Source organism: Pseudomonas sp. N40(2020), assembly GCF_014472415.1.
Taxonomy (GTDB): Bacteria; Pseudomonadota; Gammaproteobacteria; order Pseudomonadales; family Pseudomonadaceae; genus Aquipseudomonas.
In genome coordinates this window covers 1-15,759 of record NZ_JACSZV010000041.1, presented here as the reverse complement: position 1 = coordinate 15,759, position 15,759 = coordinate 1, and the positions used below count along the sequence as shown (strand labels likewise).

Here is a 15,759-nt window from a genome sequence, read left to right as displayed (position 1 = left end):
GTCCTGAATATGATTTTTATGGCCTCTACTTTACACGCAAGACAGCGGTGAAACCGAGGGGAATTGCGGATGTTGGCGGGGGGCGTCCTCCATGACGCGGACGCAGCTTAGAAGCTATGCGATTGATTCTCAAGTGCTAATTGTCATTAGTTTGCCCCAATGTGGCCGGGCTTCGCTTGCCAACCGATATTCTTTTGATATTATCCGCGCCATCGAATTTGCAGTACCTAAAGACTTCATTAGCCTGAAGCCATAAGCCCGAAAAACGGGCAAAAAAAGACCCGGCAAAAAACCGGGTCAAAAACCGTGATTAGCCTGATGAGGAGATAGCCCAGAAGACCGACCTAAGGTCTCTGGCCCATCGACTGATCTCGCGATCAGCTGCCTGCAATAATAATCATTATCATTTGCAAGTCAAATGTTTTTATCTGCGCGATTGGAAAACTCTTTCCTGTCCGTCCGAATTCCTGTCCCTCAGACGTCATCGCCATCGATCGAATGGTCGACCATCGCCCGCGCCATATCCACCATGTGCACCACCGAAAAGGCCAGATCGCGACTCGCGCCTTGCAGGTTTTCTGCTGCCTTGAAGGCAGTGGCGGCCGCGCAGCGCAACAGATCGGAAGCGTGCACCAGAGCTTCTTCGCCGCTGAGGTGACGTCTGACATTGAAAAAGCGTTCATCCACCTCAGGTTCTGACACAGCTGGTTTCAAGTAATAATCCAGGGCTCGCTGCGCCGCCGCGTTGCCTTGTGGCGAGGTGAAGGTGGTGTCCATTTGCAGATCGGGCAAGTCTTTGCTGCTGATATTCATGATGAAGAGCCACTCCTTGTTCGATTGGAAATCCGTGCCTTCAGAATAGTACGATGTGTAGTTGTGACTAGAATTTAAATACTACAATATGTGTTTTGCCGGCCGAAGGCGTCCGCGTAAGGTGCCGCACATGGATAAATGGATTGAGTTGGTCAAGGCCAAGATGAGTGAACTCAAAATCACTCAAACAGAGCTCGGAGAGCGCGTCGGTATGTCCCAGGGCGGGATTGGCCATTGGCTGAACAAACGCCGGGAACCGGGCATCACTGAAATGAACCGCGTGCTGCAGGCGCTGGGTATGGACTTCCTTGAAGTGGTGCTGGTGATCCGCGAGCCACAGGAAGCGCCGGACGATGACATGCCGCTGGCGCAGAAGTACAACCCTTACTTCCGATACCCGGTCAGCGATTGGCGCGCACCGTGCGAGGTGCGTGAGAGCGGTTCGGCAGTCTATGTGCCGACAACGGATAAACAGCGCTTCGAACTGACGGATTACCACGCCCGAGGTGCTGCGTTCTGGCTGGCGGTGGCGGGGGATTCGATGACCGCACCCAGTGGCCCGAGTATTGCCGAAGGCACGCTGATCCTGGTTGATCCGGAGGTGGAAGCTGTGCCCGGCAAGCTGGTGATTGCCCAGTGGCAGGGCAGCGAAGAAGCGATATTTCGCAAGCTCGACGAAGAGGGCGGCCAGCGTTACCTGGTGCCGCTCAATCCGACCTGGCCGAAGGCCCTGTTCACCGATGAGTGTCGAATCATCGGTGTTGTGGTTCAGGCAACGGCGCGATTCTAGTCAGATCGATCCTCGCCCGGCGTAGGATCGATCCTCCATTCACACCTCTTCCAGTTCGACCAAAGCGCTGCCTTCGCCGACCATTTCACCTTCCTGGCAATACAGCGCCTTGATCACTCCTGCATGTGGCGCACGGATGCTGTGCTCCATCTTCATCGCCTCCAGCACCACCAGTTGCGCACCTGCTTCGACCGATTGGCCTGCTTCCACCAGAACTCGCACGATGCTGCCGTTCATTGGCGCAGTCAGCCCCCCTTGATGACTATGGCTGGCCTCGACGGCGCTGATCGGGTCGTACGTTTGGATACGGCGCAACTCGCCTTCCCATTGCAGATACAGCGAATCGCCCTGGCGGATCGCGCGCAAGTTACGACGTACACCGTCGTGCTCGATAACCAGTGCTTCACCAGTCAGTTTGGCGTTGCCACCTGCATCCAGTGTCAGCGCCCGATCCTGGCCTTCGCAACTTAAATGCAGGGTGATCTCCTGCGGCAGACCTGCACGCAAACCGCTGTTTGCAGTCCACGGCGAAATCGGATCATCCGCCCGAGCAATACTCGGCAGGCTCTGTGCAAACGCCTGCGCCGCGACGTTCCAGAACGCATCACTCAACTCACCCGGAGCCGGCAACAGTTGCTCCTGATAACGCGGAATAAACCCGGTATCCAGTTCCGCCGCGGCAAACGCCGGATGAGCGATGATCCGCCGCAGGAAATTGATATTGGTCTTCAATCCGCCAATCGCAAACTCATCGAGCATGCTCAGCAAACGCAATCGCGCTTGTTCTCGATCCTCGCCCCAGGCAATCAGCTTGCCAAGCATCGGGTCGTAAAACGGCGAAATCTCATCACCTTCTACCACTCCACTGTCGACTCGGCGTCCCGGCCCTTCAGCCGATTCACGGTACAACGCCAGGCGCCCGGTCGCGGGCAGGAAGTCATTCGCAGGATCCTCGGCATACAACCGCACTTCAATCGCGTGGCCGTTGAGCGGGACTTGCTGCTGAGTGATCGGCAATACTTCGCCACGGGCAACGCGAATCTGCCAGGCCACCAGATCCAGGCCAGTAATGGCTTCGGTCACCGGGTGCTCAACCTGCAGTCGCGTGTTCATCTCCATAAAGAAGAATTCGCCACGCGCATCGAGCAAAAACTCCACGGTGCCAGCGCCGACGTAGCCGATTGCTTGCGCCGAACGCACGGCCGCCTCGCCCATCGCACGGCGCAGTTCCACCGTCAGGCCCGGTGCCGGTGCTTCTTCGACGACTTTCTGGTGACGGCGCTGGATCGAGCAATCGCGCTCGTTGAGGTAGAGGCAATTGCCATGCTGATCGGCGAACACCTGGATTTCCACGTGGCGTGGCTTGAGCAGGTATTTCTCCACCAGCATCCGCGAATCGCCGAACGACGACTGTGCTTCACGTTGAGCGGAGGCCAGGGCCTCAGCGAGTTGGCTCACGTCTTCAACCACTTTCATGCCCTTGCCGCCGCCACCCGCTGTGGCTTTCAGCAGGACTGGATAGCCGATGCGTTCGCAGGCAGCGCGGAAGGTCTCGAGATCCTGCGCTTCACCGTGGTAACCCGGCACCAATGGCACGCCGGCGGTTTCCATCAGCGCTTTGGCTGCGGATTTGCTGCCCATCGCGTCGATGGCCGAGGCGGGTGGGCCGAGGAAAATCAGGCCGGCCGCTTCGATGGCGCGGGCGAAACCGGCGTTCTCCGAAAGAAAGCCGTAACCTGGGTGAATCGCCTGCGCGCCGCTGGCCTTGGCCGCTGCGATCAGCTTGTCGATTTGCAGATAACTGTCGGCGGCTTTGCTGCCTCCGAGATCAACACGAATATCCGCTTCACGGCTGTGCCGCGCTTCGCGGTCGGTGGCGCTGTGTACGGCGACAGTGGCCAGGCCAAGCGCTTTGGCGGTACGCATGACCCGGCAGGCAATTTCGCCACGGTTGGCCACCAGCACGGTGGTGAGAACAGGTGCGCTCATCAACGCGGCTCCTTGGTAGTAGTTGCGGCTAGCCAGTTCGGCGGGCGTTTTTGCAGAAACGCGCGCAAACCTTCCTGGCCTTCGGGGCTGACGCGGATACGGGCGATGGCGTTTTCGGTGTAGCGGCGTAGCGCCGGGGTCAGCGCTCCGTTCCCTACTTCACGCAGCAAGTCTTTGCTCGCGCGCATGGCGGCGGGGCTGTTGAGCAGCAGATTGTCGATCCACTGCTCGACGCGTTGATCAATTTCAACTGCCGGATAGCTCTCGGACAACAAGCCGATTTCCCGCGCCCGTTGACCGCCAAAACGTTCGGCCGTCAGTGCGTAACGACGTGCCGCGCGCTCGCCAATGGCCTGCACCACGAACGGGCTGATCACTGCGGGTGCCAGACCGATACGCACTTCCGACAGGCAGAACTGCGCGTCATCGGCGCCAATCGCCATGTCGCAGCAACTGATCAACCCCAGCGCGCCGCCGAACGCCGCGCCTTGCACTACAGCCAAGGTCGGGATTTTCAGCTTGGCGAGGTTGTACATCAGCTCCGCCAGCTCGCGAGCGTCGTCGAGGTTGGTGTGGTAGTCGAGTTCAGCCGATTGCTGCATCCAGGCGAGGTCGGCGCCGGCGCTGAAGTGTTTGCCACGCCCGCGCACCAGCAGGAAACGCAGGCTGGCATCGCTGGCAACCTTGTCGAGGGCGAGGATCAGTTCGCGGATCATTTCGGCGTTGAAGGCGTTGTTCTTTTCTGCGCGGTTGAGCCACAGGGTGGCGAAACCTCGTGGGTCGCTTTGCAATTCGAGGGTGTTGAAATCGCTCATGAGATTCTCCCGATCACATCCGGAACACGCCGAAGCGGCTCGGTTCGATAGGCGCGTTCAGCGACGCGGATAAGGCCAGGGCCAGCACGTCGCGGGTCTGCGCCGGGTCGATGACGCCGTCGTCCCACAGCCGTGCGCTGGAATAGTAGGGGTGACCCTGCTCTTCGTACTGGTCGAGGATCGGTTGCTTGATCTCGGCTTCCTGCTCGGCGCTGAACGCCTGGCCGCTACGCTCCGCCTGCTCGCGCTTGACCTGCACCAGCACGCCGGCGGCTTGTTCAGCGCCCATCACGCCAATCCGCGCGTTCGGCCACATCCACAGAAAACGCGGATCGTAGGCGCGACCGCACATGCCATAGTTACCGGCGCCAAAGCTGCCGCCGATGATCACGGTGAATTTCGGCACCTTGGCGCAAGCCACGGCGGTCACCAGTTTCGCGCCGTGCTTGGCGATGCCGCCGGCCTCGTATTTCTGACCGACCATGAAGCCGGTGATGTTCTGCAAGAACAGCAGCGGGATGCCGCGCTGGCAGGCCAGTTCGATGAAGTGCGCGCCTTTTTGCGCGGCTTCGGCGAAGAGGATGCCGTTGTTTGCCAGAATCGCGATCGGGTAGCCGTGCAGGTGAGCGAACCCGCAGACCAGCGTGGTGCCGAACAGCGCTTTGAATTCATCGAACACCGAGCCGTCGACCAGTCGCGCGATCACTTCGCGCACATCGAACGGCTGCTTGGCGTCGGCCGACACCACGCCGTACAACTCATCGCTGCTGTAGAGCGGAGCAATCGGTGCGCGCTGTTGCACTTCACCGAGCTTACGCCAGTTGAGGTTGGCGACACTGCGGCGGGCGAGGGCGAGGGCGTGTTCGTCGCTCTCGGCGTAATGGTCAGCGACTCCGGAAATCTTGCAGTGCACGTCGGCGCCGCCCAGATCCTCGGCGCTGACCACTTCACCGGTCGCGGCTTTCACCAGTGGTGGGCCGGCGAGGAAAATCGTTGCCTGATTGCGCACCATGATTGCTTCGTCGGCCATCGCCGGGACATAAGCGCCGCCAGCGGTGCACGAGCCCATGACCACGGCAATCTGCGGAATGCCCATCGCGCTCATGTTGGCCTGATTGAAGAAGATCCGCCCGAAGTGCTCGCGATCCGGGAACACTTCGTCTTGGCGTGGCAGGTTGGCGCCGCCCGAGTCGACCAGATAAATGCATGGCAAACGGTTTTGTTGGGCGATGGTCTGCGCGCGCAGGTGCTTTTTCACGGTCAGCGGATAGTACGAGCCGCCTTTCACGGTCGCGTCGTTGGCGACGATCATGCATTCAACGCCTTCGACCCGGCCAATCCCCGCAATCACCCCGGCGGCCGGCACGTCTTCGCCATAAACGGCGTGGGCGGCCAATTGGCTGATTTCCAGAAATGGCGAACCCGGATCGAGCAAGCGGTTGATGCGCTCACGCGGCAGCAGTTTGCCCCGCGAGGTGTGACGTTCCTGAGCTTTCGCGCCACCGCCCTGGGCCACTTGGGCGAGCAGGGTGTGCAACGCGTCGACCTGTTTGAGCATTGCCGCGCTGTTGGCGGCAAACTCCGCTGAACGCGGGTTGAGCTGAGTGTGCAAGGTTGCCATGGCCAGCTCCGTTTAGCGGGTTTCGTTGAACAGTTCGCGACCGATCAGCATGCGACGGATCTCACTGGTGCCGGCGCCGATTTCGTACAGCTTGGCGTCGCGCAGCAAGCGGCCCGCAGGGAATTCGTTGATGTAACCGTTACCGCCGAGAATCTGGATTGCGTCGAGGGCCATTTGCGTGGCGCGTTCGGCGGTATAGAGGATCACGCCGGCGGCGTCTTTGCGGGTAGTCTCGCCACGTTCGCAAGCCTGGGCTACTGCGTAGAGGTAAGCGCGGCTGGCGTTGAGTTGGGTGTACATGTCGGCGACTTTGCCCTGGATCAGCTGGAATTCGCCGATGCTCTGGCCGAACTGCTTGCGGTCGTGGATGTACGGCACGATCAGGTCCATGCACGACTGCATGATCCCGGTCGGGCCGCCGGACAGCACGACGCGTTCGTAGTCGAGGCCGCTCATCAGCACTTTCACGCCACCGTTGAGCACGCCGAGGATGTTCTCTTCCGGCACTTCGACGTCATCGAAGAACAGCTCGCAGGTGTTGGAGCCGCGCATGCCGAGTTTGTCGAACTTGTTGCTGCGGCTGAAGCCTTTCCAGTCGCGCTCGACGATGAACGCGGTGATGCCGTGGGGGCCTTTTTCCAGATCAGTCTTGGCGTAGATCACGTAGGTATTGGCGTCAGGGCCGTTGGTGATCCAGGTTTTGCTGCCGTTGAGGACGTAGCGGTCGCCGCGCTTGTCGGCGCGCAGTTTCATCGAGACCACGTCGGAACCGGCATTAGGCTCGCTCATTGCCAGCGCGCCGACGTGCTCGCCGCTGATCAGCTTCGGCAGGTATTTGATTTTCTGTTCGTGGTTGCCGTTGCGGTTGATCTGGTTGACGCAGAGGTTGGAATGCGCGCCGTAGGACAACGCCACCGAGGCCGAGCCACGGCTGATTTCTTCCATCGCCACGACGTGCGCCAGATAACCCAAACCAGCGCCGCCGTACTCTTCCGGCACGGTGATGCCGAGCAGGCCCATGTCACCGAACTTGCGCCACATGTCGGCCGGGAACAGGTTGTCGCTGTCGATCTGCGCCGCACGTGGGGCGATCTCTTTAGCGACAAAGGACTGAACCTGATCGCGCAGCATGTCGATGGTTTCACCGAGGGCGAAGTTCAGGGATGGGTAGCTCATGGGTCACCTTTTGGCTTTTTTGTAGGGTGGGGAGGGCGGTCGTGCAGCTCTCACCTTTACGTTAACGTAAGCCTGTGAGGAATGGCTGTCAATCACCCTTTACGTTAACGTCAACTTGAGCGAGAGTAGGGGCAGTTCAAGATTGCTAAACCCACTAATAAAGACAATAGGGGTCGTCATGGATCAACCCAGTGCAAACCCGCAGCGCAGCTATACCCGTGGTTCCCAGGACAAAACCTTGCTGGCGATGACCATCGGGCAGAAGTTCGACCAGACCGTTGCGCAATACCCGGATGGCGAGGCGCTAGTGGTGCGGCATCAGCAGTTGCGCTATTCCTGGCGACAGCTGGCCGACGCGGTGGATCTGCATGCCAGAGCCCTGCTCGCATTGGGTTTACAGGCCGGTGACCGGCTCGGTATCTGGGCACCGAATTGCGCGCAGTGGTGTATCACGCAAGTGGCCACCGCGAAGATCGGCGTGATTCTGGTCAACATCAACCCGGCCTACCGCAGCTCCGAACTGGAGTACGTGCTCAAGCAATCCGGTTGCCAATGGCTGGTCTGCGCCGGCGCGTTCAAGTCCTCCAACTATCACGGCATGTTGCAGGGATTGCTGTCGGAGCTGACGGAGCAGTCTGTCGGTCAGTTACGCAGCGAACGCCTGCCGGATCTGCGCGGGGTGATCAGTCTCGACACCCAGTCGCCGCCAGGTTTTCTGCCGTGGTCGCAACTGGCCGATCTGGCCGTCAGCATCTCCCCGCAACAATTGCGCGAGCGCAGCGACAGCCTGCACTTCGATCAACCAGTGAACATTCAATACACCTCCGGCACCACCGGTTTCCCCAAGGGCGCGACCCTCAGTCACTACAACATCCTCAACAACGGTTACATGGTCGGCGAAAGCATCGGTCTGACCCCGCTTGATCGACTAGTGATCCCGGTGCCGCTGTATCACTGCTTCGGCATGGTCATGGGCAACCTCGGGTGCATCACCCACGGCAGCACGATGATTTATCCCAACGATGCCTTCGATCCGTTGCTGACCCTGCAAACCGTCGCCGAGGAAAAAGCCACCGGGCTCTACGGCGTGCCGACCATGTTCATTGCCATGCTCGATCAGCCGCAGCGTGCCGAATTCGACTTGTCGAGCCTGCGCACCGGGATCATGGCCGGTGCTACCTGCCCGATCGAAGTCATGCGCCGGGTCATCAGCGAGATGCACATGAGCGAAGTGCAGATCGCCTATGGCATGACCGAAACCAGTCCGGTTTCCCTCCAAACCGGGCCGAACGACGAACTGGAGTTGCGCGTGACCACCGTCGGCCGCACCCAGCCGCAACTCGAAAGCAAAATCATCGACGAGGCTGGCAACCTGGTTCCACGCGGCACTATCGGCGAACTCTGCACCCGCGGTTACAGCGTGATGCTCGGCTACTGGAGCAACCCGCAGGCCACCGCCGAGTCCATCGACGAGGCCGGATGGATGCACACCGGCGACTTGGCGAGCATGAATGACGAGGGTTACGTGAACATCGCCGGGCGTAACAAGGACATGATCATCCGTGGTGGCGAGAACATTTATCCGCGTGAACTGGAAGAGTTTTTCTTCACCCATCCGGCGGTGGCGGACGTGCAGGTGATCGGCATTCCGTGTTCGCGTTACGGTGAGGAGATTGTTGCCTGGATCAAGTTTCACCCCGGCCACAGTGCTTCCGAGCTGGAACTGCAAACCTGGTGCAAGGAGCGCATCGCACACTTCAAGACGCCGCGACACTTCAAGTTCGTCGAAGAGTTTCCGATGACGGTGACGGGCAAGATCCAGAAATTCAGGATGCGTGAGATCAGTATTGAGGAGTTGAAGGCGCTGCATTGAAGATCTTTTAAAAACACAAATCACAGAAAGCACAAAGGGGAGCCGAGGCTCCCCTTTAATTTTGTCGTCGCGTGCTCTTTTTTATTATTGAGGGTCGGTCTGTTGTTGTTTTTGGTAACCGTGGCCCTTTACCGCTGTTTTTGGCGACCCCCATCCGGGGTCAAGAGCAAACGTATTTTTTTGAGCGCTGATCTGCTTTCTCGTTAAACGATCCAACCGATTCGGGAGCTACCTGAGGGTAGTTTTATTGTTCTCTGCCCGGTTGCGGGTCACTCCTGAGAGCACCCTGAAAAGCACACCTTCTCCAAAAAAATCTGTTAGCTGCGTCTCTGTCGTGTTGTTTTTGTTATGTCAGAGTCGGTACGTCTTATTTTTATTGGTTTGCTGCTTTTTATTCTTGTTATGCCATAGAGATAGCAGAACGCGTGCCAAATTTTAAAAATCCTTATAAATCAATGGTTTGATATTTTTGGTGGGTTTTTCGCTCAGCCGAAACCAGACAATTTGTTTCCGTGTTACTCGCTTGCGACCACACTCCGGACGCAGCGGTAACACCATCTCCCTCACTGCGCGCTACGGGCCTTGGCCACGCGCGACCCGCTTGGGCGACCGAGCACGGCGCTGATCTGCTGACCCGCAGCAATCAAGGCGTCCAGATCGATACCGGTCTCGATACCGAGGCCATTGAGCAGGTACACCACGTCTTCGGTGGCGACGTTACCGCTCGCGCCTTTGGCGTATGGGCAGCCGCCGAGGCCGGCGATAGAGCTGTCGAACACCGCAATCCCTTCGAGCAGGCTGGCGTAGATGTTGGCCATGGCCTGGCCGTAAGTGTCGTGGAAATGCCCGGCGAGTTTGTCGCGCGGCACTTGTGCCGACACCACCTCGAACAGACGGCGAGTCGCGCCCGCAGTGCCGGTGCCGATGGTGTCGCCCAAAGACACTTCGTAGCAGCCCATCGCGTACAACTCGCGGGCGACCATGGCGACTTGCTCCGGCGCGACCGTGCCTTCATACGGGCAGCCGAGCACGCAGGAAACGTAACCGCGCACGGTAACGCCATGCTGTTTCGCCGCTTCCATGATCGGCGCAAACCGCGCCAGGCTCTCGCTGATCGAGCAATTGATGTTGCGCTGTGAGAACGCCTCGGAGGCAGCGGCGAACACCGCGACTTCCTTGACCCCGGCGGTAATGGCGTCTTCAAACCCGCGCAGATTTGGTGCCAATGCGCCGTAGGTCACGCCGGGTTTGCGCTGGATCTGCGCGAACACGTCGGCGGAACCGGCCATCTGCGGCACCCACTTCGGCGAGACGAAACTGCCGACTTCTATATAGCCAAGACCGGCGGCGCTCAAGGCGTCGACCAGTTGCACCTTGTCGGCGACGCTGATGGGTTGCGCTTCGTTCTGCAGGCCATCGCGCGGGCCGACTTCGATCAGGCGTACTTGGGAGGGGAGGGACATGGGCTGAGCCTGCTGATTATCTGAATGCAAGGGGATTTTTGTGGGTTTACTGAACCGCTTGCTGGCTCTTGAGCGTCTGCTCCAGCGCCTGCACGCAGCGCTCTTCGGCGGTGTCGAGTTCCAGCTTCATCTGTTCGATGTCGAGCAACTGCTGCTCCAACTGCTCGCGCCGCTCGCTGATTTTCGCCAGCATGCTGTTGAGCTGTTTGGTGTTACCGCTGGACGGGTCGTAGAGTTCGATCAGTTCGCGGCACTCGGCCAGCGAGAAACCGATGCGCTTGCCCCGCAGGATCAGCTTCAGGCTGACTTTGTCGCGGGGCGAATAGATGCGTTCCTGGCCTCGGCGCTCGGGGCTGAGCAGGCCTTGCTCTTCATAAAAGCGGATCGCCCGGGTGGTGATGTCCAGCTCGCGGGCGAGGTCGGAAATGCTGTAAGTCTGGCTGCTCATGAAAGCGCTCGAAAAAAGGTCTTGGCGCTAAGCTAATGGCAGGTTGACGTTTACGTCAAGCGTGGACTGCTTACGCCTTATCCAGCTTCTTCTCATGCGCCGTTACCTGTTGGCACAACTCGATCATCTGCTCGCGCATCCAGCGATTCGCCGGGTCCTGGTCGGTACTCTCATGCCAGTACAGGTGAGTCTCCACCGGCGGCACATCATTGACCGGCAGATTAAACGCATGCAGTTCATGCCGCCGGGCGAAACGCTCCGGCACAGTCATGACCATGTCGGTCTGCTGCATCACCTGGGACGCCATCAGGTAATGCTGCGAGCGCAGGGCGATCTTGCGCTGAATGCCCATTTTGCCCAGCGCCAGATCGACATAACCTAGACCACTGCGGCGGCTGGAAATATGGATGTGGGTCAGCGACAGATAGTCATCGAGGGAAAGCTTTTCCTTTCCCGCCATCGGATGGCCCTTGCGCATCGCACACACGTAACGGTCTTCCATCAATTTGACGTGGCGCACCTGCGGGTCGGTGTTGAGCGGCGCGTCCACGGCAAAATCCAGACGCCCGGCCGCCAGTTCCTTGGTGGTTTCCCGGCGTTTGGAAAGGAAACTTTCGATGATCACTGTTGGCGCCAGACGGCGCAGGCGTTGGAACAGCGGCGGCAAAATCACTGCTTCGGTCAGGTCGGTCATGCTGATGCGGTAGGTCTTGACCGCTTGCGCCGGGTTGAAAATGCGACTTTCCTGCACCGACACCCGCAACAGCGACAGTGCATTACGCACCGGGCCGATGATGTTCTGCGCCATCGGCGTCGGCACCATGCCCTGGGCGGTACGCACAAAAAGCGGATCGTTGAAGGTTTCGCGCAACCGCGCCAATGCGTTGGACACCGCTGGCTGAGTGATGCCGACAATCTGCCCGGCGCGGGTCAGGTTGGCTTCTGTGTAGATCGCGTCAAAGACGATGAAAAGGTTGAGGTCGACCTTGCTCAGATTCATAACGCGGCTTCTCTTGTTTTTAAGGGCTGACGATCACTGGATCATATATCGGTGATGAATGTTTATACACGCCGAGAATAGGCTAGGTAAATTATCAGCGCTGTTCTAGCATCGATTGCATGACTTAAACAACCTCTGCTCAAGAACTGCCTTAACCATCGGGAGCTGCTCATGGATTTCGCTTATTCGCCCAAGGTGCAAGAACTGCGTGAGCGCGTGACCGCGTTCATGGACACTTATGTTTACCCGGCCGAAGCCGTGTTCGAGCGCCAGGTTGCCGAAGGCGATCGCTGGCAGCCGACGGCGATCATGGAAGAGCTCAAAGCCAAGGCCAAAGCCGAAGGCCTGTGGAACCTGTTTCTGCCTGAGTCGGAACTCGGCGCCGGCCTGACCAACCTTGAATACGCACCGCTGGCGGAAATCATGGGCCGTTCCTTGCTGGGCCCAGAGCCGTTCAACTGCTCGGCGCCGGACACCGGCAACATGGAAGTCTTGGTGCGTTACGCCAACGAAGAACAGAAACAACGCTGGCTCGAACCGCTGCTGCGCGGTGAGATCCGCTCGGCATTCGCCATGACCGAACCGGACGTTGCCTCCTCCGACGCCACCAATATGGCCGCCCGCGCCGTGCGCGATGGTGACGAGTGGGTGATCAACGGCAAAAAGTGGTGGACCTCCGGCGCTTGCGACCCGCGCTGCAAGATCCTGATCTTCATGGGCCTGAGCGACCCTGATGCACCGCGTCACGCCCAGCACTCGATGATCCTCGTACCGGTCGACACCCCTGGCGTGAAAATCGTTCGGCCGCTACCGGTGTTCGGCTATGACGATGCGCCGCACGGTCACGCCGAAGTGCTGTTCGACAACGTGCGCGTGCCGTACGAAAACGTCCTGCTCGGTGAAGGACGCGGCTTCGAAATCGCTCAGGGTCGTCTTGGCCCGGGCCGGATACACCACTGCATGCGTTCGATCGGCATGGCCGAGCGTGCGCTGGAATTGATGTGCAAACGTTCAGTGAGCCGCACCGCGTTCGGCAAACCGTTGGCACGTTTGGGCGGGAACATCGACAAGATCGCCGACTCGCGGATGGAAATCGACATGGCGCGCCTGCTGACGCTGAAAGCGGCGTACATGATGGACACCGTCGGCAACAAAGTGGCCAAGAGTGAGATTGCGCAAATCAAAGTCGTCGCACCCAACGTGGCACTGCGGGTGATCGACCGGGCGATCCAGATCCATGGCGGGGCAGGGGTTTCCAACGATTTCCCGTTGGCCTACATGTACGCCATGCAACGCACCCTGCGCCTGGCCGACGGCCCGGACGAAGTACACCGCGCGGCAATCGGCAAGTTCGAGATCGGCAAATATGTGCCGAAGGAGATGCTGCGTAGCGAGCGCTGATCCAGCACAGCGGTGATCGTTCCCACGCGGAGCGTGGGAACGATCAATCATCAAATTCAATACACCCAAACCTCAACCCGTCGATTCTTGATCCGCCCCTCATCCGCACTATTCGCCGCCACCGGCATCTGCGCTCCAAACCCGCGAACCTCCCGCAACACCACGCCGTTCTTCACCAGCTCCCGCCGCACCGCCATCGCTCGCAGTTTCGATAGCAAGTCCGCGCGCGCCGGGTCGTCCTTTACATCACCAAACCCAATCAGCGTCACCGTGCGATCAGTCTTGTTTTGACGCTTTATATAGTCGAGCACCCGGGCCAGATCCTGTCGCGCCTTGTTATCCAGGCTCGCGCTGCCTTCCTCGAAACGGAAGTTCACTGTCAGACGCTGGGCGTGACGGCTGAGTGATTGGTAACCCTCGGGCATCAGTGCATTCGGTGCGACCGTCATGGCCTGAACGGTCTGGCTGATAAACCCGTTGGCCGCCACGATCGCCTGGCCCTGACGACTTTGCGCGAACGCCGCCAATGCTTTCGCCCAAGGATTCTTGCTATTCGGCGGCATATAGAAGAACAACCTGCGGGACAAGGGATAGTCCTCGGTGGCGATCAAGCTGCTCAGCGGCAGCATCGACTGCGACGCACCATCGGCAATCGCCACCGCTTTGGCCTGGCGCACGTAAGGTAAACCGATAAAACCGATGCCTTGCGGATCGGCGCTGACGGCATCGGACAATTGCTCGCTGGATTCAAACCTTTTCGCAACACTACTCAGATTTTTCCCACGACGACTGAGGACCAATTCCTTAAACGTGTCGTAGGTGCCGGACTGATCATCGCGTGCATATAAATGAATCGCCCCGCCATGGCCGCCGAGGTCCTCCCAGGTTTTCACCTCGCCGGCAAAGATCCGCGCCAGTTGTTCGGTGTCCAGTTGCTGCAACGGGTTGTCGGGGTGAAGGATGATTGCCAGGCCATCGATGGCAATGACTTGCTCGGCTGCGGGGCTTTTCAAGTCGCCGAGCGATTGCAGGCTGAGCAGTTCGCTGTCCTTGATCGGGCGGGAGGAGGCGGCGAGGTCGGCAGCGGCGGCTTTCAGCGCAGTGAAGCCGGTGCTGGAACCGTGGGCTGCGATTTCCACCACGACGCTTTTACCTTGGGCAGACTGGCCGACGATCCGCAGTTCGTTGGCGCTGTCCGGGGTTTCGCGGTGGATCTTCAGCAGCCCTTGTTCCCGTAACAGGCCTTCGACCAACGCCGGGCCGAGTTCGGCGCCGATGGTGTTCGAGCCTTGAATGCGCAATGCCGGGCCGTTTTCAGGGATGGGCAGTGCAGCGGCGGAGACCGTCAGCCATCCACTCAAGAGAAAAACGCACAGAACACGCAGGGTCATGCCGGCACCGAATCAAGCCAAGGGGAATGCCGGGGAGATTAAGTCAGGCGCATGACCAAAACATGACAGTGATCCCACAGGAGAATTTCAGGCGATTTGAAGATCAGGCCAGTTCAAGCCAGATCGGCGCATGGTCCGAAGGCTTTTCCATCCCGCGCAGTTCATAGTCGACACCCGCCGCTTTCACCCGAGGCAACAAACCGTGGGAAGCGAGGATCACGTCGATGCGCAGGCCACGCTTCGGCTCGTCTTCAAACCCACGGCTGCGGTAATCGAACCAACTGAACATGTCGGTCACGTCCGGGTTCAGGTGGCGGTAGCTGTCGGTCAGGCCCCAGTTTTTCAGGCGGGCCATCCACTCGCGCTCTTCCGGCAGGAAGCTGCATTTACCGGTTTTCAGCCAGCGCTTCATGTTGTCCGGGCCGATGCCGATGTCGCAGTCTTCCGGGGAAATGTTCACATCGCCCATCACCACCAGCGGCTGCTCATTGTGGAACTGGCTTTCCAGCAAGGCTTGCAGATCGCTGTAAAAGCGCTGCTTGGCGGGGAATTTGGTTGGATGGTCGCGGCTTTCGCCCTGTGGGAAATAGCCGTTCATGATCGTCACCGGCACGCCGTTGGCGTCGGCGAAAGTGCCCCAGATGAAGCGGCGCTGGGCGTCTTCTTCGTCGGTGGCAAAACCTTTGTGAATCGCGATCGGCTCCTGACGCGAGAGCAGGGCGACGCCGTAGTGACCTTTCTGGCCGTGGAAATACACGTGATAGCCCAGCGCACGTACTTCTTCCAGCGGGAACTGGTCGTCGTGGACTTTGGTTTCCTGCAGGCCGATGACGTCCGGCTGGTGTTTTTCGATCAGCGCTGCCAGCTGATGCGGACGCGCGCGCAGTCCGTTGATGTTGAAGGAAACAATCTTCATGGTCGGCAGTCCTGGCAAAAGGGCGATGCTAGCTGACATGTGGGGTGGGGGCCAGTGTGGGGT

Annotated in this window: 13 protein-coding genes; 3 read left to right on the top strand and 10 right to left on the bottom strand. The window is 59.4% G+C overall.

Features of this window, described 5'->3' with window-relative positions:
* Positions 1 to 474 precede the first annotated feature (474 nt).
* Positions 475 to 813 carry a DUF6124 family protein gene (locus IAI51_RS22435; protein WP_187680452.1) on the bottom strand — a complete coding sequence of 113 codons (339 nt, stop codon included), beginning with the start codon at positions 811 to 813 and terminating at the stop codon, positions 475 to 477.
* Positions 814 to 943: 130 nt separating this feature from the next.
* Between IAI51_RS22435 and IAI51_RS22430 the strand changes: the two genes are divergently transcribed.
* Positions 944 to 1,603, top strand: coding sequence for a LexA family protein (locus IAI51_RS22430; RefSeq protein ID WP_187680451.1), 660 nt, complete (start codon positions 944 to 946; stop codon positions 1,601 to 1,603).
* Between the two features lie 39 nt (positions 1,604 to 1,642).
* Here IAI51_RS22430 and IAI51_RS22425 read toward each other — a convergent pair whose 3' ends face one another.
* Genes IAI51_RS22425 through IAI51_RS22410 form a run of 4 tightly spaced genes read right to left on the bottom strand, consistent with a single transcriptional unit; the run spans position 1,643 to position 7,204 of the window.
* Positions 1,643 to 3,592 carry an acetyl/propionyl/methylcrotonyl-CoA carboxylase subunit alpha gene (locus tag IAI51_RS22425; RefSeq protein WP_187680450.1) on the bottom strand — a complete coding sequence of 650 codons (1,950 nt, stop codon included), beginning with the start codon at positions 3,590 to 3,592 and terminating at the stop codon, positions 1,643 to 1,645.
* Positions 3,592 to 4,407 (bottom strand): gamma-carboxygeranoyl-CoA hydratase, encoded by an 816-nt coding sequence (locus tag IAI51_RS22420; RefSeq protein ID WP_187680449.1) that lies wholly within the window; start codon positions 4,405 to 4,407, stop codon positions 3,592 to 3,594. Before IAI51_RS22420 ends, IAI51_RS22425 begins: the two co-directional genes overlap by 1 nt.
* Positions 4,408 to 4,420: 13 nt before the next feature.
* On the bottom strand, positions 4,421 to 6,028 hold the full coding sequence (locus IAI51_RS22415) for a carboxyl transferase domain-containing protein (protein ID WP_187680448.1): 1,608 nt from the start codon (positions 6,026 to 6,028) through the stop codon (positions 4,421 to 4,423).
* Between the two features lie 12 nt (positions 6,029 to 6,040).
* On the bottom strand, positions 6,041 to 7,204 hold the full coding sequence (locus IAI51_RS22410; protein WP_187680447.1) for an isovaleryl-CoA dehydrogenase: 1,164 nt from the start codon (positions 7,202 to 7,204) through the stop codon (positions 6,041 to 6,043).
* A 178-nt stretch (positions 7,205 to 7,382) separates the two neighbouring features.
* Between IAI51_RS22410 and IAI51_RS22405 the strand changes: the two genes are divergently transcribed.
* Positions 7,383 to 9,077, top strand: a complete 1,695-nt coding sequence (locus tag IAI51_RS22405) for an AMP-binding protein (protein WP_187680446.1) — start codon at positions 7,383 to 7,385, stop codon at positions 9,075 to 9,077.
* 563 nt (positions 9,078 to 9,640) lie between these two features.
* On the opposite strand, the gene IAI51_RS22400 is transcribed toward IAI51_RS22405, so the two are convergent.
* From IAI51_RS22400 to IAI51_RS22390, 3 genes are all read right to left on the bottom strand, one after another.
* Entirely contained in the window at positions 9,641 to 10,540 is a 900-nt protein-coding gene (locus tag IAI51_RS22400) for a hydroxymethylglutaryl-CoA lyase (protein WP_187680445.1), read from the bottom strand.
* A gap of 46 nt (positions 10,541 to 10,586) precedes the next feature.
* Positions 10,587 to 10,988 (bottom strand): MerR family transcriptional regulator, encoded by a 402-nt coding sequence (locus IAI51_RS22395; RefSeq protein WP_064117756.1) that lies wholly within the window; start codon positions 10,986 to 10,988, stop codon positions 10,587 to 10,589.
* Between the two features lie 70 nt (positions 10,989 to 11,058).
* On the bottom strand, positions 11,059 to 11,988 hold the full coding sequence (locus IAI51_RS22390) for a LysR family transcriptional regulator (protein WP_187680444.1): 930 nt from the start codon (positions 11,986 to 11,988) through the stop codon (positions 11,059 to 11,061).
* A 171-nt stretch (positions 11,989 to 12,159) separates the two neighbouring features.
* On the opposite strand from IAI51_RS22390, the gene IAI51_RS22385 reads away from it, so the two are divergent.
* Positions 12,160 to 13,389 carry an acyl-CoA dehydrogenase gene (locus IAI51_RS22385; RefSeq protein ID WP_187680443.1) on the top strand — a complete coding sequence of 410 codons (1,230 nt, stop codon included), beginning with the start codon at positions 12,160 to 12,162 and terminating at the stop codon, positions 13,387 to 13,389.
* Positions 13,390 to 13,445: 56 nt separating this feature from the next.
* Here IAI51_RS22385 and IAI51_RS22380 read toward each other — a convergent pair whose 3' ends face one another.
* Both IAI51_RS22380 and xthA read right to left on the bottom strand, forming a co-directional pair.
* A complete protein-coding gene (locus IAI51_RS22380) occupies positions 13,446 to 14,780 on the bottom strand; it encodes a phosphate ABC transporter substrate-binding/OmpA family protein (RefSeq protein ID WP_187680442.1) in 1,335 nt (444 codons plus the stop codon).
* Between the two features lie 103 nt (positions 14,781 to 14,883).
* Positions 14,884 to 15,696, bottom strand: a complete 813-nt coding sequence (gene xthA, locus IAI51_RS22375; RefSeq protein WP_103305276.1) for an exodeoxyribonuclease III — start codon at positions 15,694 to 15,696, stop codon at positions 14,884 to 14,886.
* Positions 15,697 to 15,759: the final 63 nt, after the last annotated feature.